Origin of the sequence: Cutibacterium equinum, assembly GCF_028021195.1 — a bacterium.
Classification (GTDB): domain Bacteria; phylum Actinomycetota; class Actinomycetes; order Propionibacteriales; family Propionibacteriaceae; genus Cutibacterium; species Cutibacterium equinum.
The window spans coordinates 1,406,629-1,432,159 of sequence record NZ_CP115668.1 but is presented as its reverse complement, the minus strand read 5'-3'; the positions used below and the strand labels follow the sequence as shown (position 1 = coordinate 1,432,159).

Sequence of the window (25,531 nt, the reverse complement as noted above, 5' to 3'; positions counted from 1 at the left end):
GTGTTCGACACTCTCCAAGACCGTCTCGCAGCAACCTTCAAGGGGCTGCGCGGCAAGGGGCGTCTCACTGATGCCGACATCGACGCCACGACTCGTCAGATCCGCATCGCCCTCCTCGAGGCCGACGTCAATCTGACCGTCGTCAAGGAATTCGTCGCTGCGATCAAGGAACGCTGCCACGGTGAGGAACTGTCGAAGGCGCTCAACCCCACTCAGCAGATCGTCAAGATCGTCAACGAGGAACTTGTCGAGATCCTTGGCGGTCAGACCCGCACGGTCCGGTTCGCCAAGACCCCGCCGACCGTCGTCATGCTTGCCGGTCTGCAGGGTGCCGGTAAGACAACCCTGGCTGGCAAACTTGCTCGGTGGTTCAAGGAGGAGGGGCACTCTCCGCTGCTGGCTGCCTGTGACCTGCAGCGTCCCAACGCGGTCACGCAGTTGCAGGTCGTCGGTGAGCGTGCCGGTGTGCATGTCTTCGCCCCTGAGCCCGGTAACGGTGTCGGTGATCCGGTTCAGGTGGCTCGTGATGCCGTCGTCGAGGCCCAACGCAAGCTGTACGACGTCGTCATCATCGACACCGCTGGGCGTCTGGGCGTCGATGCCGAGATGATGGCCCAGGCTGCCGACATCAAGGCCGCCACCAACCCCGACGAGACCCTGTTCGTCGTCGACGCCATGATCGGTCAGGACGCCGTCAACACCGCAGTGGCCTTCCAGGAGGGTGTGGGCTTCGACGGAGTCGTCCTCACCAAGCTCGACGGTGACGCCCGTGGTGGCGCCGCCCTGTCCATCGCTCGCGTTGTCGGCAAGCCGATCATGTTCGCATCCTCGGGTGAGGGGCTCAAGGACTTCGACGTCTTCCATCCCGACCGGATGGCCTCGCGCATCCTCGACATGGGCGACATGCTCACCCTCATCGAGCAGGCGGAGAAGGCCTTCGACCAGGAGCAGTCCCAGGCCGCTGCCGCCAAACTCATGGCTGGCAAGGGGGAGTTCGGACTCGACGACTTCCTCGGTCTCATGCGCCAGATGCGCCGCATGGGGCCGATGTCCAAGATCATGGGGATGCTGCCCGGTGTGGGGCAGATCAAGGACCAGATCGACAACATCGACGAGCGTGAGATCGACCGTATCGAGGCCATCATCTGCGCCATGACTCCGGCAGAGCGTGCCGATGTCTCGATCCTCAACGGTTCACGTCGTGCCCGTATCGCCAAGGGTTCGGGCGTCGAGGTCCGCGACGTCAACAATCTCGTCAACCGCTTCGTCGAGGCTCGTAAGATGATGGGTCGGATGGGCCAGATGATGGGGCCGGGCGCCGGTCGCATGATGGGATCGATGGCCAAGCGCGGCTCCAAGCCGTCCAAGAAGAAGCAGAAGAACCGTAAGGGTTCTGGCAACCCGGCCAAGCGCGCGGCCCAGGCCCGGCAGGCTACCGAGAAGCCGCAGCGCAATAGCGGCGAGGCATTCGGCCTTCAGGGGCAGCAGCCGAGCCAGGAAGACCTGCAGAAGGCGATGAGCGAATTCACGATGCCCCCGTCGATGCAGCAGATGTTCAACCAGGCCAACAAGGGTCCACGCTGATCTGGCATTCGTGACATCTCGCGTGTTCGCGGGTGTGACGTCTCGTCTCTTGTGGCCTCGTGCCACGATGGGGTCATGACCGCCGACGCCCAGCCGCTGTTCCACACCCATACCCACGACGGGTGGACGCACACCCACGTCTCTCCTGAGGCTCAGACGGCTCCTGCCGAGGATCTGCGAATCCGCGGAGTTGTCCTGCCCGAGGGGCAGGAGCGTGAACTGTGGGTTCACGAGGGTGTTCTCGTTGAGGGACCGTTGCCGGGTGCTCGTACCCTCGCTGACGGCTGTTGGATCATTCCGGGTCTGGTTGACGCCCACAACCACATCGGGCTGGACGGCCACGGGGCGGTCGACAAACAGACGGCTGAGGAGCAGGCGCGTACCGAGACGAAGGCTGGCACCCTTCTCATTCGCGACGCTGGATCCCCGAGTGACACCCATTGGGTTGATGATCGTGACGACCTCCCTCGAGTCATCCGTGCCGGACGTCACATCGCTCGCCCCAAGCGCTACATCCGCAACTACGCGGCCGAGGTTGATCCGGACGACCTCGTGGCCGAGGTGGATCGCCAAGCCCGAGCAGGCGATGGATGGGTCAAGCTCGTCGGCGACTGGATCGACCGGAGCCAGGGAGATCTGGCACCGCTGTGGCCTGCCGACATTGCGAAGCAGGCCATCGATCGTGCTCACGAACTGGGTGCTCGGGTCACGGCGCATTGCTTCAGTGAGGAAGCTCCGGCCCAGCTTGTCGACGCCGGAATTGATTGCATTGAGCACGGCACTGGCCTGACTGACCAGACCATCGCCACCATGGCGCAGCGCGGAGTCGGACTCGTCCCGACCCTCATCAACATCGAGACCTTCCCGTCGATCGCAGCCCAGGCCGACGCGAAGTTCCCCACGTACGCGGCCCACATGCGTCATCTCCATGCTCATCGGATGGAAACCGTCGGCAAGGCCGTCGATGCCGGGGTGCCGATCTACGCGGGTACCGACGCCGGCGGCACCATCGCACACGGCCTGATCGCCTCGGAGGTGAGGCTGCTGGCTGCAGTCGGGGGAGCGGAGATGGCACTTGGGGCAGCATCCTGGCGGGCCCGTGCCTGGCTGGGGGGCGAACAACTGGACATTGGTGCCTCCGCTGACCTGCTCGTCCTCGATCGCGACCCGAGGGTCGACGTCCGAGTGCTGGAATCACCCACGCACATCGTGCTGAGGGGTCGGGTCGTCATTCGGTGACGAGGCGAGGGACACCAGGCCCCGGACTCGCGTTGCTGGCCGGGATGTGGCACAATGTCGAGAGCTTCTGTCCGTTCGGTGCCCTCTCTAACCGGCGGACGGTTCCACCCGAGTTCGGTCGCGGTGTCCCCATGTCGCGATCCGTCCTCACCCGTTAACTTCCCGGGTTTCATCCCGGGTGTCTCACCACAGGAGATACCACACACGTGGCTACCAAGATTCGTCTGAAGCGTCTCGGCAAGATCCGTACCCCGCACTACCGTGTCGTCGTCATGGACTCGCGCACCAAGCGCGACGGTCGTGCCATCGAGGAGATCGGCCAGTACCACCCGAAGAATGACCCCTCGGTCATCGAGATCGACTCTGAGCGCGTCCAGTACTGGCTCGGTGTCGGCGCCCAGCCGACCGAGGCCGTCGTCGCCCTGCTCAAGCGCACCGGTGACTGGCAGAAGTTCACCGGGGACACCACCGACTCCGGCGTGACCCCGCAGGCGGAGCGTCCCAACAAGGACGACCTGTTCAACGCCGCCCTGGCCGAGGCTGACGAGCCCGCTCGCGAGGCCATCACCAAGAAGGCCGACGAGACCACTGCCGAGGACACCGCCGACGAGGCTGCTGAGCCGGCCGCCGAGGAGAACTCCGACGAGAAGGCTGAGGCCTGATCGTGCTCGCCGATGCTCTGGAACATCTCGTCTCCGGTATCGTCGCCAATCCTGACGACGTCCGGGTTCGTGAGAAGGATCTGCGACGCGGCCGGATGCTCGAGGTGCGCGTCAACCCTTCCGACATCGGCAAGGTCATCGGTCGTCAGGGCCGTACGGCTTCCTCGCTGCGCACGGTCATCGATGCCCTGGCCGGGGACGAGCAGATCAGGATCGACTTCGTCGACGTCGATCGCCGTGGTTCGGGACGCCGTTCCGATCACCGTGGCCGGCGTCACTGAGTCGCCAATTCTCTGACACGCCAATCCATTGGCACCATGGGCCGTGGTCCCGCTTGGGCGGGGCTGCGGTCCATTGTCGTGTTCGACACTTTGTCCAGCCGCACAAGCGGCACCACCCATGAGTTTGAGGAGTCACAGTGCAGCAGCAGGCAACGGTGGAGGCTGTCGTTGGCCGGGTGGGGCGCGCCCACGGCCTGCGAGGAGACGTCGTCGTCGAGGTGCGTACCGACGAGCCCGACGAGAGGTTCGGCGTCGGCGCGACGGTGCGCATCGAAGGGACGCGGCGGGAGTTGACGGTTGCCAGGTCACGCTGGGCCAAGAACAGCCTCATCGTCGCGTTCACGCAGGTGGCCGATCGCAATGGCGCCGAGGAGTTGCGCGGTTCAGTGCTGGTGGTCGACGTCGTGGCCGATGAGGAACCTGATGATCCAGATGAGTTCTGGGATCGCCAGTTGCGCGGGCTGGTCGTGGTTGACCAGGCCGGTCAGAGGCGGGGGTCCGTCAAGGATGTTCTTCACATGCCGGCTCAGGATGTGCTCGTCATTGATGTCGACGGTGAGCAACATCTGGTGCCGTTCGTCAGTCAGCTCGTTCCCACCGTCGACCTTGCTGCCGGTCATGTCGTCGTCACTAGTGTCCCAGGGCTTCTCGACGACGACGCCGAGGAGGCGAGGTGACGATGAGGCTGGACTATCTGTCGATCTTCCCCGGATACTTCGACGTCCTCGGCATCTCCTTGGTGGGTAAGGCGGCCGACAATGGCATGGTCGAGGTCCACGCCCATGACCTGCGTGACTGGACCCATGATCGTCATCGCAGCGCCGATGACACCCCGTGCGGCGGTGGCGCCGGCATGGTGATGAAGCCTGATCCGTGGGGTGAGGCCTTCGACGAGATCATCGGTACCCAGCCCGATCCATCGGTCCACGTCATCTTCCCGACCCCTTCCGGCGTCCCTTTCACCCAGCCGGCAGCCCAGGAACTGTCGACGGTCACCCGGATCGTCTTTTGCTGTGGGCGTTACGAGGGGATCGACCACCGGGTCATCGACTACGCACGAAAGCTGTGGACCGTCCATGAATTGAGCCTGGGTGACTACGTCGTCAATGGGGGAGAGGTTGCTGCTCTGGCCATCACGGAGGCCGTCGTCCGTCTGATCCCCGGATTCATGGGCAATCCCGAGTCCCTGGCGGAGGAGTCGTTCTCCCCGGGCCAGGAAGGACTCCTGGAGTACCCGGTGTTCACCCGACCGGTGTCATGGCGGGGGATGGACGTACCCGAGGTTCTCATGAGCGGGCATCACGGCCGTATCGCTGAGTGGAGACGGGAGGAGTCGTTGCGGCTGACTCGGCAGCGTCGTCCGGACCTGACTGACGAGGATTCAGGGAGATGATCTATTGGAAGTCGATAACACCATAAATTCGAACCAATAATGTTGCGTTAATCGAGAGCAAAACACCTAGTCAGAGCGCAGTTGTCAACGGATTTTGAAAACGCTGGGGGTGGTGGCGCAAAGGGGCCGTTACTTGGATAGTCTTTGCTGCGTGGCGACTACAACACTTACTACTCATCAGAGAGCAGTGCGATCAACTGTCGCGGCGAAGGCCCTCATGGCTGTCACCGGCATCATCTTGATCCTCTTCCTGCTCATGCACATGTTCGGCAACTTGAAGTTGCTCGCTAGCAACCAGGAGTTCAACGACTACGCCAGCTTCCTGCGTACGATTCTCAACCCGATCCTTCCGGGGGAGTCGTTCCTGTGGATCTTCCGGATCTTCATGTTGCTGGCGATTGTGCTGCACATTTGGTCGGCGGCTCGCGTGACCAAGCAGCGCCGTATCGGCACCGGTGGCGCCGGACGTTACTCCGTGAAGAAGAACCTCTCCCCGGAGAACACCTACGCGGCCCGCACGATGTACTGGGGCGGGTGGATCATCTTCCTGTTCCTCATCCTTCACCTGCTGCAGTTCACCATCAGCCCTGATCTGTTGAACAACCCGCCGACTGACGCGGCCGGGCGTGCAGGCATGGTGCTCACGGCCTTCGGCCACTGGTGGTTCGTGCTCATCTACCTCATCGCCATCATCGCGGTGTGCATGCACGTTTCCCACGGTTTCTGGAGCGCCTTCGCGACCCTCGGTGTCAACGTCTCCGGTACTGCTCGCGCTGTGCTGCGCGTGTGCTCCTGGATCGTCGCCATCGTGATCCTCGTGGGCTTCATGGTTCCTCCCTTCCTGATCCTGTTCGGGGTGATCTCCTGATGACTGCAACTGTTTCGTCGAACAACAACGCCGCTCTGGCCGACCAGTACTGGACGACCGGCGACGAGATTCATGACACCAAGGCCAACCACGACCTTCCGATCGACAAGATCTGGACTGATCGTCAGTTCACCTCTCGCCTGGTCAACCCGGCCAACCGCCGCAAGATGACCGTCATCATCGTGGGCACCGGTCTGGCTGGTGGCGCCGCTGCTGCCACCCTTGGTGAGGCTGGTTACCGCGTCGAGAACTTCTGCTACCAGGACTCTCCGCGCCGTGCCCACTCCATCGCCGCCCAGGGTGGTATCAACGCCGCGAAGAACTACAAGAACGACGGTGACTCGGTCTACCGCCTGTTCTACGACACCGTGAAGGGCGGCGACTACCGCTCTCGCGAGACGAACGTCTACCGTCTGGCCGCGGTGAGCGCCAACATCATCGACCAGTGCGTCGCCCAGGGTGTTCCGTTCGCCCGTGAGTACGGCGGCCTGCTCGACAACCGCTCCTTCGGCGGCGTCCAGGTGCAGCGCACCTTCTATGCTCGTGGACAGACGGGTCAGCAGCTGCTCATCGGTGCCTACCAGGCCCTTGAGCGTCAGGTCCACGCCGGAACCGTCCACATGCATACCCGTCACGAGATGGTCGAGCTCATCGTGGCCGATGGTCGTGCTCGCGGCATCGTGACCCGTGACATGGTGACCGGCAAGATCGAGGAGTGGTTCGGCGACGCCGTCGTCCTGGCCACCGGCGGTTACGGCAACGTCTTCTTCCTGTCGACCAACGCCATGGGCTGCAACGTCACTGCTTCGTGGCGCGCCCACCGCAAGGGCGCCTACTTCGGTAACCCGTGCTACACGCAGATCCACCCGACCTGCATCCCGGTTCACGGCGAGAACCAGTCGAAGCTGACCTTGATGTCGGAGTCGCTGCGTAACGACGGTCGCATCTGGGTGCCCAAGCGTGCCGAGGATTGCGAGAAGGACCCCCGTGACATCCCCGAGGAAGATCGCGACTACTACTTGGAGCGTATCTACCCGTCCTTCGGCAACCTGGTTCCTCGTGACATCGCCTCCCGTCAGGCCAAGTACCGCTGTGACGAGGGTCGCGGCGTGGGCCCGAAGGTCCGCGAGATCGACTCGGACGGCACCGAGCACATGCGCGCCCGTGGTGTGTACCTCGACTTCTCCGAGGCCATCCAGCGCATGGGCAAGGACGCCGTCGAGAAGAAGTACGGCAACCTGTTCGACATGTACCAGCGGATCACCGACGAGAACCCGTACGAGGTTCCGATGCGTATTTACCCCGCTGTGCACTACACCATGGGTGGCCTGTGGGTCGATTACGACCTGCAGTCGACCATCCCGGGTCTGTTCGTCTGCGGCGAGGCCAACTTCTCCGACCACGGGGCCAACCGACTCGGTGCCTCGGCCCTGATGCAGGGCCTTGCGGATGGTTACTGGGTGCTGCCCAACACCATCACCGACTACCTGGCTGACGCCCCGAAGTTCGGCCCGGTGGACGAGAAGCACCCGGCCGCCGTCGAGGCCCGTCAGGGTGTCGAGAGCCGCATCAACAAGCTCCTGACGATCAACGGAACTCGTACCGTCGACTCGATCCACAAGGAGCTCGGCCACATCATGTGGGAGTACTGCGGCATGGAGCGCAACGAGGCCGGCCTCATCAAGGCCATTGGTCTCATCCGTAACCTGCGCAACGAGTTCTGGACCAACGTCAAGGTGACCGGCGTCAACGAGGAACTCAACCAGACTCTCGAGCGTGCCGGACGTCTCGCCGACTTCCTGGAGCTCGGTGAGCTGATGTGCATCGATGCCCTGCATCGTCGCGAGTCCTGTGGCGGTCACTTCCGCGCTGAGTCCCAGACCGAGGAGGGTGAGGCTCTGCGCCACGACGACCAGTTCCAGTACGTCGCTGCCTGGGAGTGGACGGGTGAGGGTCACAAGCCGACCCTGCACAAGGAGCCGCTGGTCTACAAGTCCATCCAGGTCAAGCAGAGGAGCTACAAGTGAAGATCAACCTGCGAATCTGGCGCCAGCGCAACACCCAGGATCAGGGCCGTCTCGTCGAGTACACCCTGGACGGTGTCTCCGGCGACATGTCCTTCCTGGAGATGCTGGACCTTCTCAACGAGAACCTCACCGCTCAGGGGGAGGACCCGGTGGCGTTCGACTCAGACTGCCGCGAGGGTATCTGCGGTCAGTGTGGCGTCGTCATCAACGGTGTGCCGCACGGTGGCATGGGCGTCGCCCAGCCGGTGCGTACCACCACCTGCCAGTTGCACATGCGCTCCTTCGCTGATGGCTCGACCATCACGATTGAGCCCTGGAAGTCGGGCGCCTTCCCGATCCTGCGCGACCTCATCGTGGACCGCACGGCCCTCGACCGTGTCATCCAGGCTGGTGGCTACATCTCGGTGAACACCGGTGCCGCCCCTGACGCTCACGCTGTCCAGGTCAACAAGAAGCGTTCGGACCGCTCCTTCGACGCCGCTACCTGCATCGGCTGTGGCGCGTGTGTGGCTGCCTGCCCGAACGGCTCCTCGATGCTGTTCACCTCGGCGAAGATCACCCACCTGGCCATGCTTCCGCAGGGTCAGCCGGAGCGGATGCGTCGTGTCAAGGCCATGGCTGCCCAGAACGACGCTGAGGGATTCGGTGGCTGCACCAACATTGGTGAGTGCGCCTCGGTGTGCCCGAAGGGTATCCCGCTGGAGTCCATCAGCCAGCTCAACCGTGACCTCATCGCCTCGCTGTTCAAGCATGACGGCAAGGAGGACTGAGTTCTGACCCACGTGGTCGACCACACGGGCCCCGGCACCATCTGGTGTCGGGGCCTCGTCGGTTGTGTGGGAAGTGGCGTCGTCGGTCTCGAGGCCAACGATTTGGTGGCAAGCCCTTGGGTATGGAAAAATGTCCTGCTGTTGTCCGTGTCCGGCTCCTGCCACAGGGGGATCGTCCGGGGCATGGGGATCACATCTTTTGAACACGAGCACCAGGTGACCTGTGGCACCGGCGAGGAAATACCATGAGCAACATCATCGACGAGATCGACAAGGCTTCGATGCGCGACGACATTCCCGAGTTCCGTCCCGGTGACTCGGTGAAGGTTCACGTCAAGGTCGTCGAGGGCAACCGCACCCGTGTGCAGGTCTTCGCTGGAACCGTCATCTCGCGTACCGGTGGTGGCGTCCAGGAGTCCTTCACCGTCCGCAAGCTGAGCTTCGGAACCGGTGTGGAGCGTACCTTCCCGCTGCATTCCCCGATCATCGAGAAGATCGAGGTTGATCGCCACGGTGCCGTTCGTCGTGCCAAGCTGTACTACCTGCGTGGTCTGCGCGGCAAGGCTGCCAAGATCAAGGAGAAGGGCGCGGCTCGCTGACGTCGTCCTCACAGCAACGGGGTTTCGCAGGTGCGAGGCCCCGTTTTTGTGTGTCCGACGGTCTGCGGGTCGCTCGGCGCGCGAGGGGGCATCCGGGATGTGTTGGCGATGTTGGTTACACTGCGGGGTGGCACCCGACGGGAAAGTCTCGGCGGAAGAGGGAGGGGTTTCGCGGTGGCGGATGACTATGAGGCGCGAAGGAGTGCCGACGGCGACAAGGACGCCGCAGATGCCACGACTGCGTCACAACAGCCCAGCGGGTGGCAGCGGTTCCGATCTGCGATGACTGAGATCGTTCTCGTCATCGTCGGGGCCCTGGTCATCTCGGCTGTTCTGCGGGCTTTCGTCGGCCAGATGTTCATCATTCCCTCCAAGTCCATGCAGAACACCTTGCAGGTCGGTGATCGCGTGGTGGCCGTCAAGGCGGCCGACTTCCATCGCGGTGATGTCGTCGTGTTCAAGGACACCGAGCACTGGCTTCCTGCTGCCCAGGATCGTCGCTCTGCTCCGGGTAAGGCGCTGGAATTCGTGGGTCTGTTGCCCAACACGAGTTCCAACTACCTCATCAAACGTGTCATAGGAATGCCGGGAGACACCGTTGCCTGCTGCAATACCAAGGGTCAGATGACGGTGAACGGGAAGGCCCTGGACGAGCGCTCCTACCTGTACTCGGAGAATGGTCAGATGGTTGAGCCGTCGGCGATGAAGTTCCGGGTCACCGTTCCCAAGGATCGGATGTTCGTCATGGGGGATCACCGCAACGCATCGGGTGATTCGCGCTATCACATCCAGGACCTTGATCCTGACGAGTACACGGGTGCGCCCGGGTTCATTCCCCTCGACAACGTCGTCGGGCCGGCAAAAGCCATCCTCATGCCTTTCAACCGCATTCACGGGCTGGGGATGCCCGACACGTTCAAGGACATTCCTGATCGATCGGCCTCAGCCCCTGATAAGGCGCGCATCTGCGTCGGCGACGAGTGCTCGCCCCGGTGACGACGCCATGACGGTGACCGTGCGCGTCGGACCTGGACCCATGGGCCATGAAAGGGCCCTGACGAGAGCAGGTCTGGGCCCAGTCGCCGGATGTGACGAGGCTGGCCGGGGAGCCTGCGCCGGACCATTGGTGGCCGCTGCTGTGATCCTCGATGATCGCAGGTCAGCACGCATCGACGGGCTCGCTGACTCCAAGACCCTGTCAGCCGCCGCACGAGAGCGCCTGTTCGACGTCATCATGGCCAAAGCCCTGGCCGTGTCATGGGTCCGCGTGGAGGCCGCTGAGTGCGACCGGTTGGGCATGCACGAAGCCGACATCGCCGGGCTGCGACGCGCTGTCGCACGGCTGGATGTCGAACCGGGGTACGTGTTGTCGGACGGGTTTCCCGTGGACGGACTGACCGTTCCGGACCTGGGAATGTGGAAGGGCGACGCGGTGTGCGCCTGCGTGGCAGCGGCATCGATCGTGGCGAAGGTCGTCAGGGACCGCATCATGATTGCCATGGACGAAGAGATCCCCGGCTACGACTTCGCAGTGCACAAGGGGTACGCGACGGCCTTGCACCAGCGGCATCTGGAGGAGTTGGGGCCATCATCTCAGCATCGGATGAGCTACAACAACGTGCAACGAGCGGCTAGGCTGCATTCATCATGAGTGCCGAAGATCTGGAAGAGTACGAGAACCGCATGGAGCTTGAGCTCTATCGCGAGTACAAGGACGTCGTCGGCATCTTCACATATGCCGTGGAGACCGAGAGACGGTTCTACCTGTGCAACGTCGTTGACCTCAAGGTGCGTACTGAGGGCGGTGACGTCTACTACGAGGTGTCCATGGCGGATGCCTGGGTGTGGGACATGTACCGGCCGTCCCGGTTCATCAAGAGCGCGAAGATCCTCACCTTCCGCGATGTGTCGATCGAGGAGATCGTGCATCCGGACTTCGATGAGGTTCCGGCCACGTAAACGACCGCGCAGGTTGTGGACAACTCGTGGAGTTCGTGGCCGCCCCAGTTTGTCTGTGGATAACTGAATAATCGGCGTCCCTGCGACGACAACTGTTGTCGGAGGTGGTGCATGATGACACCCAAGCCGTTGTCGGCAGAACTGACGACCCCTCGTGGAGCAGCCTTGCGTGGGCGTCGTGGGGCAAGACCTGCGTTCGGTGCGTGGGGTGAGGATGTTGCAGCCCAGTACGTGGAATCCCTCGGGTGGACGGTCCTTGCCCGAAATTGGGCGTGCGAAGTGGGGGAAATCGATCTCATCGCACAGGACGGTCGGACGATCATCTTCGTCGAGGTCAAGACGCGATCAGGCACCGGGTTCGGCAATCCGCTGGAATCCATCACGACGACCAAGATTCGCAAGCTCCACGAGCTCGCATTGGCCTGGTTGGTCGACCAGCATGAGGTGGTCGGCTCGGTACGCATTGACGCCATCGGGGTCATGATGCGCCCGGGCGAACAACCGACGATCACACATGTGCGGGGCATCCGGTGACCGGGGCAAGCGCATGGTCGGTTGCCCTCGTGGGGATGGAAGGCTCCATGGTCGAGGTCGAGGCGGCCATCTCGTCGGGACTACCTCGTATGGTTCTCGTCGGCCTGCCAGATGCGGCGCTCCACGAGGCGCGGGATCGATGTCGAGCTGCTGTCGGTGCCACCGGCATGTCCTGGCCGAGCAATGTCCTGACGATCAACCTCACCCCTGCGGGCCTGCCGAAAGCTGGAACCCATTTCGATCTTGCCATTGCTGCTGCGACCCTGGCCGCGGACGGGAAGATCCCGCAGACCCTGCTCGGGTCGACGGTTTTCATGGGCGAACTGGGTCTTGACGGGCGAGTGCGTCCAGTGCGCGGGGTCCTTCCGGCGTTGTTGGCTGCCCGCGAGGCAGGGTTCGAGCGTGCCGTGGTGCCAGCACGCCAACGAAGTGAGGCGAGTCTGGTTGAGGGCCTGACGATTTGGCCGGTCAACCACCTCCGCGATGTCGTCGACGTCTTGCACGGTCGGCCCGTGTTGCCAAATGACGAATCGGTGGCCGAGACGGCCGAGGATGACCCCGGATCAGGAGATCTGGCCGAGGTCATCGGCCAACAGGAAGCACGTCGCGCCCTCGAAGTGGCTGCCGCCGGGCGTCACCACATCGTGTTACGAGGGGCGCCAGGGTGCGGCAAGTCGATGCTGGCCAGACGGTTGCCCGGAATCCTTCCTCGCCTGGACCACCGTGATGCCCTCGAAGTGACTGCTCTGCATTCGTTGGCGGGTCGAGAGGGTGGAGGTCTCATGACCAGGCCGCCGTTGGCCCAACCACACCATTCCGTGTCGATGGCAGCCATGGTGGGTGGGGGAGCACGGATTGCCCAGCCAGGTGCCATCTCCCTGGCTCATCGGGGCGTCCTCTTCCTCGATGAAGCCCCGGAATTCGCTCCCAAGGTCCTCGATTCCCTGCGTGGCCCTTTGGAAACCGGACAGATCGTGATCGGTCGTTCTCAGGCCACGACGACGTTTCCGGCGCGATTTCAGCTTGTCATGGCACTCAATCCGTGCCCGTGCGGAATGGCTGACGATCCGTCGGGTCGGTGCACCTGCACCCCTCAGCAGGTCCGACGGTATTCAGGGCGGCTGTCGGGGCCGATCCTCGACCGGGTCGATGTCACCGTGCGTATGCGCCCGTTGACCTCGGCCCATCTGCTCGACGCCTCGACCTTGCCGGCGGGGGAGTCCAGCGCCGTCGTGGGCGACCGGGTGGCAGAGGCCCGGCTGAGGGCTGCGCATCGCTGGAAGGGGACACCGTGGGGATGCAATGCCGAGGTGCCGGGTAAGACGCTTCGCCAGATGCTGCCGGGCAATGACGCCACCCGCATCATCGAAGACGCCTTGACGACCGGTCGGCTGACAGCGCGGGGCGTGGACAAGGTGCTGCGAATCGCATGGACCGTGGCTGATCTGGAGGGCAAGGACGAGGTGGACAAGGCATGTGTGGCCGAGGCGATGGGGATGAGACGAGGACGACTGCGATGACATGGGACGAGGAACGGGTGGCACGGGCTGCCCTGACAGCTGTTGTCGAGCCTGGCAACAGCGTCACGGCACGGCGGCTGGCGGACATGACAGCCGAGGACGTGTGGCATCACCTGCTGAGGGATGCCGATGAGAGATGGCATGAACGTGCCAGAAGTACCGATGTCGACCAGGTCATAGCTTCCTCCCAGAAGGCCATGATGAGGTTCCTCATTCCCGGGGACGAGGAATGGCCCGCTGGACTCGATGACCTCTCGTGGGTGGAGAAGTCGGCCATGGGCGGGGCCCCCATCGGTTTGTGGGTTCGTGGCCCGGCACGAGTCAGCCAGGCTTTCGAGCCGTCGGTCGCCATCGTCGGCTGCCGAGCTGCGACGAGCTATGGTCAGGATGTTGCGGTGGAGATGGCCCATCATCTTGCTCGGGAACACTGTGACGGAACCGGACGTCACGCCATCGTCTCTGGTGGCGCATTCGGGATTGACGTGGCTGCGCATCGAGGCGCCTTGGCTGCCAATGGGACGACGATCAGTGTCCTGGCGTGCGGGCTTGACGTCTTGTACCCCAAGGGCAATGCCGCGGTGCTGGAGAGAATTGCCGAAACGGGTGCCTTGGTCTCGGAAATGTCACCGGGACGACATCCCACACGTCCGGGGTTCTTGGCCAGGAATCGTCTCATTGCGGCCCTGGCGGCAGGGACCGTCATCGTCGAGGCCGGGTGGCGATCAGGAGCGATCAACACCGTGTCGTGGGCGAATGAACTGGGCCGGGCGGTCATGGCTGTTCCCGGGCCCGTGACCTCGAGCAGGTCGACTGGTACGAACAAGCTCATCCGTGACGGCGAGGCGATCTTGGTGCGCGACGCCGACGATGTCGGCGGGATTGTCGCTGAACTTGCCCCCGAACCTGAAAGACCGGAGGGTCGCAGTCTTCCCACGGATGTCTTGGATGCCACGGAGTTGGCCGTACACGAGGCGCTCCCGGCTCATGGATCGTGTGGGCTGGACGAGTTGTCCGCGTCGGCGGGAGTGCCGGTGGCGCAGTGCTCCGCTGCCTTGACCGTTCTTGAGCAACTCGGCATGGCGGCCTGCTGCCTCGATGGCACGTGGTCAGTCACACTGGCGGCAGACCGGAGGTGACGTCGCCATGACCCTTTTCCATGTCCACCAGGAAACGCTTCGTGGCGCGGCCCCCACGGTATCCACCAAGCTCGCCGTCACTCCGCACGACGCGGTGGCACGGGATGACGATCGGCAACGGATTGTTGGCACACGTGTTACCGACGGCTCGCCATGCCTGCAGACGCCCGATGAGGGTAGCCAGGTCGCAGTAGGTGATGGTGTGTGCGTAGGGAATCGTGAGTAGCCCATTGAGGACGTCGCGGCGGAAGGGAGTCGCTGTCGACATGTCGAGGGGGAGGCTGAAAGCTGTGCGCGAGCCAGACAGGTACTCGCTGATCTGGCGGGCCGCGTCGTCGAGGATCTGGCCGCAGATGTGGTGGTCGGACGATTCGTGGTCGGTCCATGGTGTCGGTTCTTCATCGAACACAACCTGGGCCAGCCCTTGCGGGGTCGCGGTGAGCGTCAGCATCCCGATGGGGCTGTTGAGGCGACGGCTTGCTGCGATCGTCATGAGGACATGATGAAGGGCCGGGCACCTTTCGTGTGCCCGGCCCTGTTGTTGTCAGTCCGTCAGCTTGTCAGCAGCAGCCTGAACGTTGTGCTTGAGGTCAGTCGCCTTGTCCTTGACGTCCTCGACCTTCTGGTCCACCTTGCCGCTGGCTTTCTGATCGGCGCCCTCGCTCTGGAGATCGGCGTTGTCGGTCGCATCCCCGATCTTCTCCTTGGCGGCACCGACGAGCTCGTCGCTCTTACTCTTGATCTTGTCGCTGAGGCCCACGAGTGGCTCCTTTCGTCAGTCCCAGGACCGCTGATCAGCCCCGGGCACAGTTGTATTTTACCGGGTGACCCAAGTCCGATCAGTGGTTTCGTGTTGTAGGGATGGGATGGGTCGTGGGCATGGTTCTTCGTGACCTGGGGCCGGCCTGACGGTGGTCTGACAAGCTGGAGCATGTGAGAGGGAGGTCCACGGCGCATCCAGACGCGACACAGGCTGCGTTCCCGCGAGGTGCAGGAGACGCAGCCTGTGTGTCAGGTCGTAGCTTGAATCAAGCTCACTTGTTGTGGGCGTCGATCCAGTCGATCGCGGTCTTGATGACCTGATCCTTGGTGGGCTCATTGAACAGCTCGTGCATGAGGCCGTGCCACTGGATGATCTTCTTGTCCTTCGAGGTGATGGCGTTGTACCAGTTCACGTCGAAGTAGCTGGGGACGAGGCCATCGTTCTCCCCGTGCATGATGAGGGTCGGGGCATCGAACTCATGGGCATTCATGATGTTGTACATCTCGCCGATACCGAGCTGTTCGATGAGGCCGAGACGCACGTAGTGGTTGTACAGCGGGTCGCGCTGCCAGTGGTCGATGCGGACATCGGGATCAGAGCACAGACCGTATCCGGGGTAAGAAGGGATGATGACGCTGGCAGACAGCGGACCAGATGGCATCCGAATGCTCTTGGGGTCCTTGACGGCGGCCTTGGCGAGGCGGCCGTTGAACGCCGTCAGCTGAGACATCGGGAGAACCTGGCTGATCTGCGGGAGGGCGTGACGGGCGAAGAAGTTGAGGTTGTCAGGGGTCACGGTGGTGACGCCTTCGGTGTTCGGGCCGTCAACACTGGCGAAGGTCCCGCCGCCCGAGGAGACGATGCCGTCAACAGTGCCCGGGTACATGATTCCGTAGGACTGGACGGCGATACCGCCCATCGAGTGGCCGAGGAGGAAGACCTTCTTGTCGGCGTTCTCCTTGTGAGCGGTCTGAACAACCTGGTGAATGTCGGACTCGATGTTCCACCAGTCGTCGAACTGGCCACGCGGAATGGCGTTGTTGACGTACGGGGCGGCGCTACGGCCATGACCCCGGTTGTCGAAACGGTAGACGCTGTAGCCGGCGTCGGTGAGGCTCTTGGTCAGGTACTCGTAGTTGGAGGAGTTCTCCAGAAGGCCGTGGACCAGAACGACTGCGCCCTTGGCGTTGGGGACGATGTCCTTGCGGTAGAACAGCTTGGTCCCAAGCTTGTCAGTGGTCTTGAAGTAACCGGTCTCCTTCTTCACCTGGTCGGTCGCAGGAGCGGCCGCGACCGGCTGGGAGGCGCCGTCTGGGGCAGCCATGGCCGGGGTCGCCATGGTCACGCCAGTCACCGCCATGGTGCCGGCAACCGCAAGTGCGCTGAGTTTGCGTGGGAATGACATCAAGATGCTCCTTTGCGTGATTGATGTGTGCCCGTCTCATCCCTGAGTGACGGCCACCTCGGATGCCCATGAGGATATGAGTAGACAGGTGCGCAGATGTGTGCTGAACGACAGAGTTGGTCTTTCGTGCACACGAGCCCATCGAAATCAAGACATTTGTCCACTCGTGTGGATAGGTGGGCCGACGTGAGCGGTGTATCCGAATTTGCTGAAGGAGGGTTCGAGTTCAAGGTGTGAGTCGGGCAGATCAACGCGTCATGGGGCGGCATCGGTGTGATGTCGCCCCGTGATTGTGGGTGTTTTAGAGCAGTTCGGAGACGTTGGAGACGTCCATGCCGAGGGCTTCTCCGACGCCGGTGGTGTAGAGCTTGCCGTTGTGGGTTGTCAGGCCGCGTGCGAGTTCTGGGCGTTTGGTGCAGGCGTTCTTCCAGCCTTCCTCGGCGATGAGGACGGCGTAGCGCATGGTGGCGTTGGTCAGGGCGTAGGTCGAGGTGTGTGGGACAGCGCCGGGCATGTTGGCCACGCAGTAAAACACCGAGTCGTGGACTGTGAACGTGGGCTCAGCGTGGGTGGTGGGATGGGAGTCTTCGAAGCAGCCGCCTTGGTCAATGGCGATGTCGACGAGGACCGAGCCTGGCATCATCTGTGCCACGGTGTCATTGTCAACCAGATGCGGAGTCCGGGCACCGGGGACCAGGACTGATCCGATGACCAGATCCGAGGCCGTGCAGGCTTCCTTGACAGCTAGTGGGCTGGAGAACTGGGTGCGGATACGTCCGTTGGTGACTTCGTCGATGTAGCGCATGCGGGCGACGTTGACGTCGTAGATAGTGACGTCAGCGCCCATGCCGTCGGCCACACGGGCGGCGCAGAATCCGGCCACACCGCCGCCGAGTACGGTGACGCGTCCGTTACGGACCCCCGAGCCGCCGCCGATGAGGACGCCGTTTCCGCCGGCTGGTTGCAGGAGGCAGTTCGCGCCGACCTGGGCTGCGAGGCGCCCGGCGATTTCGGACATGGGTGACAGCAGGGGGAGGGAGTGGTCGTCCATTTCGACGGTCTCGTAGGCGATCGAGGTGACCTTGCGCGCCAGGAGTTCGTCGGTGAGGGCCCGGTCGGCGGCCAGGTGGAGGTAGGTGAACAGGGTCAGGCCCTCGTGCATGCGGTGGTACTCGTCTGCGATGGGTTCCTTGACTTTCAAGATGAGGTCGGCGTCGTCCCAGACGGTGTCGGCGTTGTCGATGATCGTGGCGCCGGCGTTCTTGTACTGCTCGTCGGGGATGCCTGAACCCAGGCCGGCCCCTGCTTGTACCAACACCTCATGGCCGTGGCTGGCCAACGAATGGACGCCCGCGGGCGTGATAGCTACGCGGAACTCGTTGTTCTTGATCTCTGTGGGGATACCAACACGCATTGCACCTGCTCCTTTGCAGACATCACCGAGATTGTCCTCGGGGGATCAGCATCGGTGCCGATCCACGATCGATCTTACGCGTCAACGTGTGGCATTGCTTCAATATCTCCATCAGTCTGACATGCCGTTCTTCGGCCCATGTGATATTCATCACATCTGAAACTTCGTGATCGATTAACGCCCCCTGCAGACCTCGACGGCTTCTAGGATGAAGATGGTTCTTTGCTCGGCAACGACGCCGGCAGAGAATACCGTCGATACCGGGAGTATGTAGATGACTCACATGAATAGCGCAGCCCAGGGAACAACTCAAACCGCGGAGCCAACTGGCGAAGAGCCCCAACTTCAGCGCGGCCTCAAGAACCGGCATCTCCAGCTCATCGCCATTGGTGGTGCCATTGGAACAGGTCTGTTTTTGGGTTCCGGAAGGACTATCTCCCTTGCAGGACCGTCCATCTTGCTGGTCTACTTCATCATCGGAACAGTGCTCTTCTTCGTCATGCGGGCCATGGGAGAACTACTGCTGTCAAATCTGGCTTACAAGTCCTTTGCCGACTTTGCAACAGACCTCATCAGCCCCGGAGCCGGATTCTACATGGGGTGGACGTACTGGATGTGTTGGGTCGTCATAGGAAACGCCGACACCATCGCGATATGTGGATATCTGGCCGAATGGTTCCCCAATCTCGACAAGTGGATACCCGCCCTGTGTACCGTATTGCTGTTGACCGGTCTCAACATGGTCGCAGTAAAGCTCTTTGGCGAGATGGAGTTTTGGTTCGCGATGATCAAGATCGTCACCATCGTCGCGTTGATCCTCGTCGGCGGCTACCTTGCCATCACCGGATTCCAGCCTCCCCGTGAGGGAGTACCGGCCGCGTCGTTTTCTCACCTGTGGGACCGCGGCGGGTTCTTCCCCACCGGGTTCATGGGGTTCATAGCTGGGTTCCAGATCGCCATCTTCTCATTCCAGGGTATTGAGATGGCGGGAACTGCGGCAGCCGAGACGGCCGACCCCGAACACAATCTTCCCAAGGCCATCAATTCGATTCCGGCTCGTGTCCTCATCTTCTACGTGTTGGCCCTCGGCGTCATCATGTCGGTACAACCGTGGGACCTCATCAATCCAGAGGCGAGCCCGTTTGTCGAAATGTTCAGCTTCATCGGGATCCTCATTGCCTTCCATATCGTTAACTTCGTGGTGCTGACTTCGGCAGCATCATCAGCAAACTCGGGGGTCTTCTCAACCTCTCGTATCCTCTATGGACTGGCGCGCGAGAAAGATGCCCCGCCGGTCTTCGCCAAGCTGTCCAGCCGCCATATCCCCCGCAACGCCCTCTTCCTCACAGCGGTGTGCATTTCACCGTCCATCATCCTCGTGACCCTTGAGGACTCGGTTATGGATGCGTTCTCCCTCGTGGCGGGCATCTCGTCAGTGCTCTACCTGTCGGTGTGGGGCCTCATTCTGGTCTGCTACCTCAAGTATTTGAAGAAGCATCCCGAACGCCATGCCGAATCAGCCTTCAAGATGCCTGCGGGCCGCGTCATGTCGTGGGTTGGTATCGTTTTCTTCATTGCCATACTCATCATGTTGGGTTTCTCGTCAGATTCTCGTCAGGCCCTCATCGCCGCTCCGATCTGGGTGATATTGATGGTCGTGTTGTACCGCCTCTTGGCTTCTACTCGGGCTAATCACACACGTATCGATTTCGACGCTGAGCGAATCCGTGCTCTCGAGGAACTCCACCAGATGCAGGAGGACGAGCATCAAGCTTGACCGTGCGCTGTTCTTTTTTAGAGGTAGGACGTGGTGCACTCGTTGTAGGCACAACATAGTCGAGGGGGATGAGGTTCACCCTCATCCCCCTCGAAATGTGTGACTTGTCAGAAGCCAGTATGCGGAAGAGTCAGCTTGCCGGGTTTGTAACCAGAGATCGGGTTTCCGGGCTTGGTGGGCTTGTGACCGGGGTTCGGGTTTCCGGGCTTGCCGGATTTATGACCGGGTGCCGGGTTTCCGGGCTTGCCGGGGTTCGGCTTACCAGACTCAGATGGCTTACCAGACTCAGATACCGTGAGATCAGCCTTGGTTGGCTTGTAGCCGTTCGGATGGGCGTTCCATGGCGACCAGCTATACCCGCCTTCCACGTGCACGGTTACGGTCTCGAGCTTCTGCCCCTTGATGTTGGACACGGTCATCAAGTAGTTTCCATCGGGCAACATCTGGCTTCCATCGGGAATTCGCGGATCTTCATCGTGGGCATCCCACATTGAGCCATCACGGATCTGCAGGAAATCAGGAGCGGGGACACGTGTCCATCCAGGGTCGGCCTTTATCCAATCCTTGTAGAAATCTTCGTCGTAGCGCAGGTAGGAAAGATCTGGTGCTACGGTGGGTATCATGGGCTTTCCTGTGGCCATGTTCGTGACGTCGACGCGAACTTCCTCTGGCAAGTTCTTGACTGACAATGAATACTCAATACTGCCGGAGCGGTTGTCCCATGCGTTCGACAAAAAGCGGATTCCGTTGGAGTTTTCTCCGGAAATCGTGGGCTGTGGGATTGGCTTCGGGCTCGGAGCGAAATCCTTGTCAAGGAAAGAGATTGTGGTCTCAAAGTCGTCGCCAAGTGGGTCCTCTATACTGAAATCGATGTGATTCGTCAGCCCGGACTGCTCGGCCTTGAGGATCAACCGGTATCGTCCAGAGGTTAGTTTCCTGTCCGTGACCCAGCCTTCATCTTGGTCGAATCTTGCTCCCTCTGCTGCGTTAAGAACTGCGTGGAGGTGAACCGCCCGACTGCCTTTTTTGGTCTTGTAGCCAGGGAACGTGGTGTCCGCTTTGCCATTTTTCAGGTGAACGACCTGAGCGGACACCTGCTCGCGGGCGACGATGTTGTCCCCAGACCCGTTGGTCCCCGACATCCACCAAATCGATGGCACGGAGTCCGTCCAACGGCCGGCTTCTCTCCAACCTCCGTCGTTGTAGCTGCCCCAGGAGGTCGGCATGACCTTCGACTCTTGGCTCTGCCCCTGTGCGGCGGCGTGGTCGTCGGCGACGGCCGCAGGCGCGAATTGGGTCAAAGCCAGGGCGCAGCTGACCAGCGCTGCGCCCAGTAACTTTGTGATTTTCATTCTTCCCCTCACGTTGTGTTTCCGGGTAGGTCCTTGCGATTGCACTCAATCACGATCCCCCCCCTGCAAGTTTGTTGCTCGATCGATCAGCGGCATGAGTCGGCTGTTCTGGTGGGTGGCGCAAGCGGGGCTACCCGATTTCGTTACCAGCCCCAGAGTCGGTGCGCCTCCCACTGACCCATCACCCGCCACAGCACTGTGTCGGGTTCTCATAGTCGAAGTGTGATGCCGACACTGACGTGGTGGGATGCCCAAAAGAAGAACCCCGCCTGACTATTTTGCCTAGTCAGGCGGGGTATCCCAGTGTGTCCGAGAGAGGACTTGAACCTCCACAGCCTTAATCGGCCACTAGCACCTCAAGCTAGCGCGTCTACCAATTCCGCCACCCGGACTCGGGTCTCCGATTCGTCGCTGGTGCTCCGTACCGGACAGTCACGAGACTCTAGTAGAGGTCCGCGCCAGAACGCAAATCGGCGTCCGTGGGATGTCCCCGGTGACAGTGCGAACTCCTCATGGGTGACACAATCGCGACATGTCAGATCTTTTCAGCATGCCTCTCGACAACCTTGTCGATGGGCCGAACAGCCCGCAGGCCGAGGTGGTTGACATCTGCTCTCGCATGATCCAGATCGACTCGCAGAACTTTGGCCCCCACGACGCTCGTGGCGAGGCCGAGATGTGTCATTACGTCTCAACGCTCCTCGCCGATATCGGGGTGGACACCTCTATCTACGAATCCGCGCCCGGCCGAGTCACACTCGTTGCCGAGTGGGCGCCACAAGGCACCGACATGAGCCGTCCGGCCCTGCTGCTGCACGGCCACAGTGACACCGTCCCCTTTGAATCCGCCGACTGGACCCATCACCCGCTGTCCGGCGAGATCCACGACAACTGTGTGTGGGGCAGGGGAGCCATCGACATGAAGGGCTTTTTGGCCATGGTGCTGTCGGCTATCCGCGCCCGTCATCGACGCGGCGAGGTGCCATCGCGTCCGATCCGCTTCATCATGTTCGCCGACGAGGAGGCATCAGGAACCCTCGGATCCACCTGGCTGGGTGCCAACCATCCGGAAGTCTTCGATGGCGTCACCGAGGCTATCAGCGAAGTCGGCGGATTCTCCCTGACGACGCCTGAGGGAAAACGGGTCTACGTCGTCCAGTCAGCCGAGAAGGGCCTGTGGTGGTTCCGGCTGAGCGCCACCGGCAAGGCAGGGCACGGCTCCATGCGCAATCCGGACAATGCCGTCGCTCGCTTGCTTGAGGCCCTGACGCGCATTGACTCCCACGACTGGCCCGACATGGGCCACCCCGTCCAGGAGGAGTTCCTCGCCAGGGTTGCCCAGTTGTGGGGTCTGACGATCGACCGTGACGACCTCGAGTCCAGCCTCGCCCCCATCGGGCCCCTGTCACGCATGGTCGCCGCGTGCTGCTCCCACAGTGTCACCCCGACCGTGCTGTCTGCCGGGTACAAGGTCAACGTCGTACCAAGCCGGGCCAGTGCACAGATCGATGCCAGGTTCATTCCCGGGGCCCAGGAGGAGATGATCTCGACGATCACGTCCCTGGCTGGTCCCGGAATCGACGTCGAGACGATCTCCCTCAAACCGGCCGCCGCAGCGCCCTTCGAAGGGGCGGCCGTCGACGCCATCCGCCATGCCATCGACGCCGAGGACCCCGGAGCGGTCGTGCTTCCCTACCTCAACTCGGCCGGCACCGACGCCAAGGGGTTCGCCGTCCTGCCAGACGGCCGTCGCATCAACTGTTACGGCTGCACGCCGCTGCGGCTTCCTGCTGATTTTGACTTCATCAGCCTGTTCCACGGCGTCGACGAAAGGGTCCCGGTGGGGTCTCTCATCTTCGGCGCCAAAGTCGTCGATCACATTCTGCAGGAGGCCTGACCATGAGCCACACGCCAAGCCAATCCGACACCGCAACCCTCATCCTCGACGGCCAGGAGTATTGCCTTCCCGTCATCACGGGTACCACCGGCGATCGCGTCATCGACATCACGGACCTTCGCCAGATGACCGGAGGCGTGACGACCTTCGACCCGGCCTTCGCCAACACCGCCTCGTGCCGGTCGGCAATCTCTTGGATCGACGGCGAGAACGGGGTGCTCACCTATCGCGGAATCCCCATCGAAACGTTCGCTGAAGAAAAGGTCTCCTTCGTCGAAACGGCATGGCTGCTCATCTTCGGCCAGCTGCCGACCGAGAGTCAGCGTGACGATTTCCGGAACCGACTGACCGAGTATTCAGCGCTTCACCGATCAATGGACCTGCATTTCAACGCCTTCCCTCCCAACGGTCATCCCATGGCGATCATGTCGTCGATGATCAATGCGATGAGCACCCATGACCGCCCGCGCATCACTGACGAGGAGTCCTTCACCGACGCTGCGGCCAAGCTCCTGTCCAAGGTGAGGACCATCGCGGCGGCCTCGTACAAGGCGTCCATCGGGGAACCAGCGATCTACCCGCGCTACGACCTCAAATACGTCGAGAACTTCATGCACATGATGTTCTCCCTGCCATATCGCGAGTACGAACCTGACCCGATTGCCGCCAGGGCCCTCAATCTCTTCTTCGCCCTGCACGCCGATCATGGCCAGAACTGTTCAACCTCGACGGTTCGGATGGTGGGGTCGTCGGGTGCCAATCTCTTCACCTCCTGTTCGGCAGGGGTGTGCGCGCTGTGGGGAGACCGCCACGGTGGTGCCAATGTCAACGCGGTGCGGGCGCTGCAACGCATCCATGACTCGGGACTGACCCCACGCCAGTACTTGGCCAAGGCCAAGGATTCGGGGGAGAGGATTTCTGGCTTCGGACATCGCGTCTACCGCAACTGGGATCCCCGGGCGAGGATTCTTCGCGGTGCCGTCGGTCCGTTGCTTGAGACCATGCACAAACCGGACCCACTGCTCGACGTCGCCATGGAACTGGAGGAAGCCGTCCTGGCTGATGACTTTTTCGTCGAGCGCAGGCTCTACCCGAACGTGGACTTCTACTCCGGAATCGTCCTGCGGGCCTTGGGCATTCCGCTCAACATGTTCACCGTCATGTTTGCCATTGGTCGGATGGCTGGCTGGATTGCGCATTGGAAGGAGGTCGCCGACGATCCGACGACGAGGATCTCCCGGCCTCGTGAGCTCTATGACGGTCCGGTGTCAACGCCGTGGGTGCCCCGCGACCAGCGCTGAGATCACCTGGGAACACGAGCCCCGTCAGAACTCCTCGCGGGCCAGGTTCGGCCCGCCCGTGATGTCGTCGAGAGCCGAGGTGATCTCGGGGGGCAGCACGACGTCCTCGGCACCGAGCAATTCCTCGAGCTGGGCCGTCGTTCGCGGTCCCACGAGGGCCGACGACACCACGGGGGCGTCACGCACCCACGCCAGAGCAATCTGTGCAGTTGTCGCTCCCAATCCGTCGGCCGCCTTCGAGACGGCATTGACGACAGCTCGGGACTTGGGAGTCAGATAGGGCTGCACGAACCACGAGAGACGGTCAGAACCGCCACGAGAATCCTTGGGGGTCCCGTTGCGGTAACGGCCAGCCAGCACGCCACGCCCCAGGGACGACCACGCCAACACGCCCATCCCGTGATGCTGGGCAGACGGGACGACCTCGATCTCGGCGCGACGGGCCAGCAGGGAGTACTCGACCTGGTTGCTCACCAGTGCGGTGCGCTCCCCAGTGGCTTTCTGCCAGGTGGCTGCCGTCGCAGCCTGCCAGCCAACGAAATTTGAGACGCCGACGTAGCGGGCCATACCCGAATGCACCGCATGGTCGAGGGCAGCAGTGGTTTCCTCGATGGGGGCATCACCCCAGGCATGCACCTGCCACAGGTCGACGTGGTCGGTGTGGAGGCGACGCAAGGATCCCTCCAGATCGCGCAACAGAGCGGCCCGAGAGGTGTCGACGACACGCTTGTTCCCCTCGACGACGAACCCTGCTTTCGTCGCGATGACGAGATCATCTCGGCTGATGTCGGTGTGAATGAGCTTTCCGATGAGCTGTTCGGCGAAGCCACCGCCATATGCGGGAGAAGTGTCGACGAGGTTTCCCCCGGCGTCGACGAACCGGCGCACCATGGAGCGAGCCTCGCGGGCGTCGGTCTGACCGCCCCACGTCAGGGAGCCCAGACCAATGGCAGACACCTTGAGGCCGCTTGCCCCGACGGTTCTCATACGCATGTGCGTCCTCCTCGCTCAGATCACCCTAACGGAGCACCCTCAAGTCGGCCTTGAGGC

Annotated in this window: 25 protein-coding genes and 1 tRNA gene; 19 read left to right on the top strand and 7 right to left on the bottom strand. The window is 62.2% G+C overall.

Going from position 1 to position 25,531, the window contains the following annotated elements; translation table 11 throughout:
* From ffh to dprA, 16 genes are all read left to right on the top strand, one after another.
* Positions 1-1,584, top strand: coding sequence for a signal recognition particle protein (gene ffh, locus O6R08_RS06575; protein ID WP_271417415.1), 1,584 nt, complete (start codon positions 1-3; stop codon positions 1,582-1,584).
* A gap of 75 nt (positions 1,585-1,659) precedes the next feature.
* Positions 1,660-2,823, top strand: a complete 1,164-nt coding sequence (locus O6R08_RS06570) for an amidohydrolase family protein (RefSeq protein ID WP_271417414.1) — start codon at positions 1,660-1,662, stop codon at positions 2,821-2,823.
* A gap of 206 nt (positions 2,824-3,029) precedes the next feature.
* Positions 3,030-3,485: a 30S ribosomal protein S16 gene (gene rpsP, locus O6R08_RS06565; protein WP_271417413.1), complete on the top strand. Its 456-nt coding sequence runs from the start codon at positions 3,030-3,032 to the stop codon at positions 3,483-3,485.
* A 2-nt stretch (positions 3,486-3,487) separates the two neighbouring features.
* Entirely contained in the window at positions 3,488-3,766 is a 279-nt protein-coding gene (locus tag O6R08_RS06560) for an RNA-binding protein (protein WP_069102761.1), read from the top strand.
* A gap of 137 nt (positions 3,767-3,903) precedes the next feature.
* Complete coding sequence (gene rimM / locus O6R08_RS06555; RefSeq protein ID WP_271417412.1) at positions 3,904-4,443, top strand: ribosome maturation factor RimM; 540 nt, start codon at positions 3,904-3,906, stop codon at positions 4,441-4,443.
* Between the two features lie 2 nt (positions 4,444-4,445).
* The gene (trmD, locus tag O6R08_RS06550; protein ID WP_271419296.1) at positions 4,446-5,159 is read left to right on the top strand and encodes a tRNA (guanosine(37)-N1)-methyltransferase TrmD; all 714 of its coding nucleotides are present in this window, start codon (positions 4,446-4,448) and stop codon (positions 5,157-5,159) included.
* A 217-nt stretch (positions 5,160-5,376) separates the two neighbouring features.
* Complete coding sequence (locus O6R08_RS06545; RefSeq protein ID WP_271419295.1) at positions 5,377-6,027, top strand: succinate dehydrogenase cytochrome b subunit; 651 nt, start codon at positions 5,377-5,379, stop codon at positions 6,025-6,027.
* Positions 6,027-8,054: a fumarate reductase/succinate dehydrogenase flavoprotein subunit gene (locus O6R08_RS06540; RefSeq protein WP_271417411.1), complete on the top strand. Its 2,028-nt coding sequence runs from the start codon at positions 6,027-6,029 to the stop codon at positions 8,052-8,054. The genes O6R08_RS06545 and O6R08_RS06540 overlap by 1 nt, the downstream gene beginning before the upstream one ends.
* Positions 8,051-8,824 (top strand): succinate dehydrogenase/fumarate reductase iron-sulfur subunit, encoded by a 774-nt coding sequence (locus O6R08_RS06535; RefSeq protein ID WP_271417410.1) that lies wholly within the window; start codon positions 8,051-8,053, stop codon positions 8,822-8,824. The genes O6R08_RS06540 and O6R08_RS06535 overlap by 4 nt, the downstream gene beginning before the upstream one ends.
* Positions 8,825-9,069: 245 nt before the next feature.
* Positions 9,070-9,423 carry a 50S ribosomal protein L19 gene (gene rplS, locus O6R08_RS06530; RefSeq protein WP_271417409.1) on the top strand — a complete coding sequence of 118 codons (354 nt, stop codon included), beginning with the start codon at positions 9,070-9,072 and terminating at the stop codon, positions 9,421-9,423.
* Positions 9,424-9,597: 174 nt separating this feature from the next.
* Entirely contained in the window at positions 9,598-10,419 is an 822-nt protein-coding gene (lepB, locus tag O6R08_RS06525; protein WP_271417408.1) for a signal peptidase I, read from the top strand.
* Positions 10,420-10,459: 40 nt separating this feature from the next.
* A complete protein-coding gene (locus tag O6R08_RS06520) occupies positions 10,460-11,074 on the top strand; it encodes a ribonuclease HII (RefSeq protein WP_271419294.1) in 615 nt (204 codons plus the stop codon).
* A complete protein-coding gene (locus O6R08_RS06515; RefSeq protein ID WP_271417407.1) occupies positions 11,071-11,382 on the top strand; it encodes a DUF2469 domain-containing protein in 312 nt (103 codons plus the stop codon). Before O6R08_RS06520 ends, O6R08_RS06515 begins: the two co-directional genes overlap by 4 nt.
* A 111-nt stretch (positions 11,383-11,493) precedes the next feature.
* Positions 11,494-11,916 (top strand): YraN family protein, encoded by a 423-nt coding sequence (locus tag O6R08_RS06510; protein ID WP_271417406.1) that lies wholly within the window; start codon positions 11,494-11,496, stop codon positions 11,914-11,916.
* Positions 11,913-13,436 (top strand): YifB family Mg chelatase-like AAA ATPase, encoded by a 1,524-nt coding sequence (locus O6R08_RS06505; protein ID WP_456298773.1) that lies wholly within the window; start codon positions 11,913-11,915, stop codon positions 13,434-13,436. The genes O6R08_RS06510 and O6R08_RS06505 overlap by 4 nt, the downstream gene beginning before the upstream one ends.
* Positions 13,433-14,572, top strand: coding sequence for a DNA-processing protein DprA (gene dprA, locus O6R08_RS06500; RefSeq protein ID WP_271417405.1), 1,140 nt, complete (start codon positions 13,433-13,435; stop codon positions 14,570-14,572). Before O6R08_RS06505 ends, dprA begins: the two co-directional genes overlap by 4 nt.
* Here the strand turns inward: dprA and O6R08_RS06495 are convergent.
* The 4 genes from O6R08_RS06495 to ald form a co-directional block, all read right to left on the bottom strand.
* Positions 14,547-15,065: a methylated-DNA--[protein]-cysteine S-methyltransferase gene (locus O6R08_RS06495; RefSeq protein WP_271417404.1), complete on the bottom strand. Its 519-nt coding sequence runs from the start codon at positions 15,063-15,065 to the stop codon at positions 14,547-14,549. The two genes, dprA and O6R08_RS06495, sit on opposite strands and share 26 nt — an antisense overlap.
* 51 nt (positions 15,066-15,116) lie before the next feature.
* Positions 15,117-15,332: a CsbD family protein gene (locus O6R08_RS06490; protein ID WP_271417403.1), complete on the bottom strand. Its 216-nt coding sequence runs from the start codon at positions 15,330-15,332 to the stop codon at positions 15,117-15,119.
* Between the two features lie 274 nt (positions 15,333-15,606).
* On the bottom strand, positions 15,607-16,740 hold the full coding sequence (locus tag O6R08_RS06485) for an alpha/beta fold hydrolase (RefSeq protein WP_271417402.1): 1,134 nt from the start codon (positions 16,738-16,740) through the stop codon (positions 15,607-15,609).
* 301 nt (positions 16,741-17,041) lie between these two features.
* Positions 17,042-18,154: an alanine dehydrogenase gene (ald, locus tag O6R08_RS06480; protein WP_271417401.1), complete on the bottom strand. Its 1,113-nt coding sequence runs from the start codon at positions 18,152-18,154 to the stop codon at positions 17,042-17,044.
* Between the two features lie 274 nt (positions 18,155-18,428).
* Here ald and O6R08_RS06475 point away from each other — a divergent pair, with 274 nt between their 5' ends.
* Complete coding sequence (locus O6R08_RS06475; RefSeq protein ID WP_271417400.1) at positions 18,429-19,931, top strand: amino acid permease; 1,503 nt, start codon at positions 18,429-18,431, stop codon at positions 19,929-19,931.
* Between the two features lie 107 nt (positions 19,932-20,038).
* On the opposite strand, the gene O6R08_RS06470 is transcribed toward O6R08_RS06475, so the two are convergent.
* Together O6R08_RS06470 and O6R08_RS06465 are read right to left on the bottom strand one after the other, a co-directional pair.
* Positions 20,039-21,283 (bottom strand): hypothetical protein, encoded by a 1,245-nt coding sequence (locus tag O6R08_RS06470; RefSeq protein ID WP_271417399.1) that lies wholly within the window; start codon positions 21,281-21,283, stop codon positions 20,039-20,041.
* 306 nt (positions 21,284-21,589) lie between these two features.
* A tRNA-Leu gene (locus O6R08_RS06465) sits at positions 21,590-21,675 on the bottom strand.
* Between the two features lie 140 nt (positions 21,676-21,815).
* Here O6R08_RS06465 and O6R08_RS06460 point away from each other — a divergent pair.
* Both O6R08_RS06460 and O6R08_RS06455 read left to right on the top strand, forming a co-directional pair.
* Positions 21,816-23,180, top strand: coding sequence for a M20/M25/M40 family metallo-hydrolase (locus O6R08_RS06460; RefSeq protein ID WP_271417398.1), 1,365 nt, complete (start codon positions 21,816-21,818; stop codon positions 23,178-23,180).
* Between the two features lie 2 nt (positions 23,181-23,182).
* Entirely contained in the window at positions 23,183-24,481 is a 1,299-nt protein-coding gene (locus O6R08_RS06455; RefSeq protein WP_271417397.1) for a citrate synthase, read from the top strand.
* 24 nt (positions 24,482-24,505) lie between these two features.
* On the opposite strand, the gene O6R08_RS06450 is transcribed toward O6R08_RS06455, so the two are convergent.
* The gene (locus tag O6R08_RS06450; protein ID WP_271417396.1) at positions 24,506-25,474 is read right to left on the bottom strand and encodes an aldo/keto reductase; all 969 of its coding nucleotides are present in this window, start codon (positions 25,472-25,474) and stop codon (positions 24,506-24,508) included.
* Positions 25,475-25,531: the final 57 nt, after the last annotated feature.

Coding starts and splice junctions, on each gene's coding strand:
- O6R08_RS06570 (WP_271417414.1), top strand. CDS start 1,660: ATGACCGCCGACGCCCAGCCGCTGTTCCACACCCATACCCACGACGGG.
- trmD (WP_271419296.1), top strand. CDS start 4,446: ATGAGGCTGGACTATCTGTCGATCTTCCCCGGATACTTCGACGTCCTC.
- O6R08_RS06545 (WP_271419295.1), top strand. CDS start 5,377: ATGGCTGTCACCGGCATCATCTTGATCCTCTTCCTGCTCATGCACATG.
- O6R08_RS06540 (WP_271417411.1), top strand. CDS start 6,027: ATGACTGCAACTGTTTCGTCGAACAACAACGCCGCTCTGGCCGACCAG.
- rplS (WP_271417409.1), top strand. CDS start 9,070: ATGAGCAACATCATCGACGAGATCGACAAGGCTTCGATGCGCGACGAC.
- O6R08_RS06520 (WP_271419294.1), top strand. CDS start 10,460: ATGGGCCATGAAAGGGCCCTGACGAGAGCAGGTCTGGGCCCAGTCGCC.
- O6R08_RS06515 (WP_271417407.1), top strand. CDS start 11,071: ATGAGTGCCGAAGATCTGGAAGAGTACGAGAACCGCATGGAGCTTGAG.
- O6R08_RS06510 (WP_271417406.1), top strand. CDS start 11,494: ATGATGACACCCAAGCCGTTGTCGGCAGAACTGACGACCCCTCGTGGA.
- dprA (WP_271417405.1), top strand. CDS start 13,433: ATGACATGGGACGAGGAACGGGTGGCACGGGCTGCCCTGACAGCTGTT.
- O6R08_RS06495 (WP_271417404.1), bottom strand. CDS start 15,065: ATGACGATCGCAGCAAGCCGTCGCCTCAACAGCCCCATCGGGATGCTG.
- O6R08_RS06485 (WP_271417402.1), bottom strand. CDS start 16,740: ATGTCATTCCCACGCAAACTCAGCGCACTTGCGGTTGCCGGCACCATG.
- ald (WP_271417401.1), bottom strand. CDS start 18,154: ATGCGTGTTGGTATCCCCACAGAGATCAAGAACAACGAGTTCCGCGTA.
- O6R08_RS06475 (WP_271417400.1), top strand. CDS start 18,429: ATGACTCACATGAATAGCGCAGCCCAGGGAACAACTCAAACCGCGGAG.
- O6R08_RS06470 (WP_271417399.1), bottom strand. CDS start 21,283: ATGAAAATCACAAAGTTACTGGGCGCAGCGCTGGTCAGCTGCGCCCTG.
- O6R08_RS06460 (WP_271417398.1), top strand. CDS start 21,816: ATGTCAGATCTTTTCAGCATGCCTCTCGACAACCTTGTCGATGGGCCG.
- O6R08_RS06455 (WP_271417397.1), top strand. CDS start 23,183: ATGAGCCACACGCCAAGCCAATCCGACACCGCAACCCTCATCCTCGAC.
- O6R08_RS06450 (WP_271417396.1), bottom strand. CDS start 25,474: ATGCGTATGAGAACCGTCGGGGCAAGCGGCCTCAAGGTGTCTGCCATT.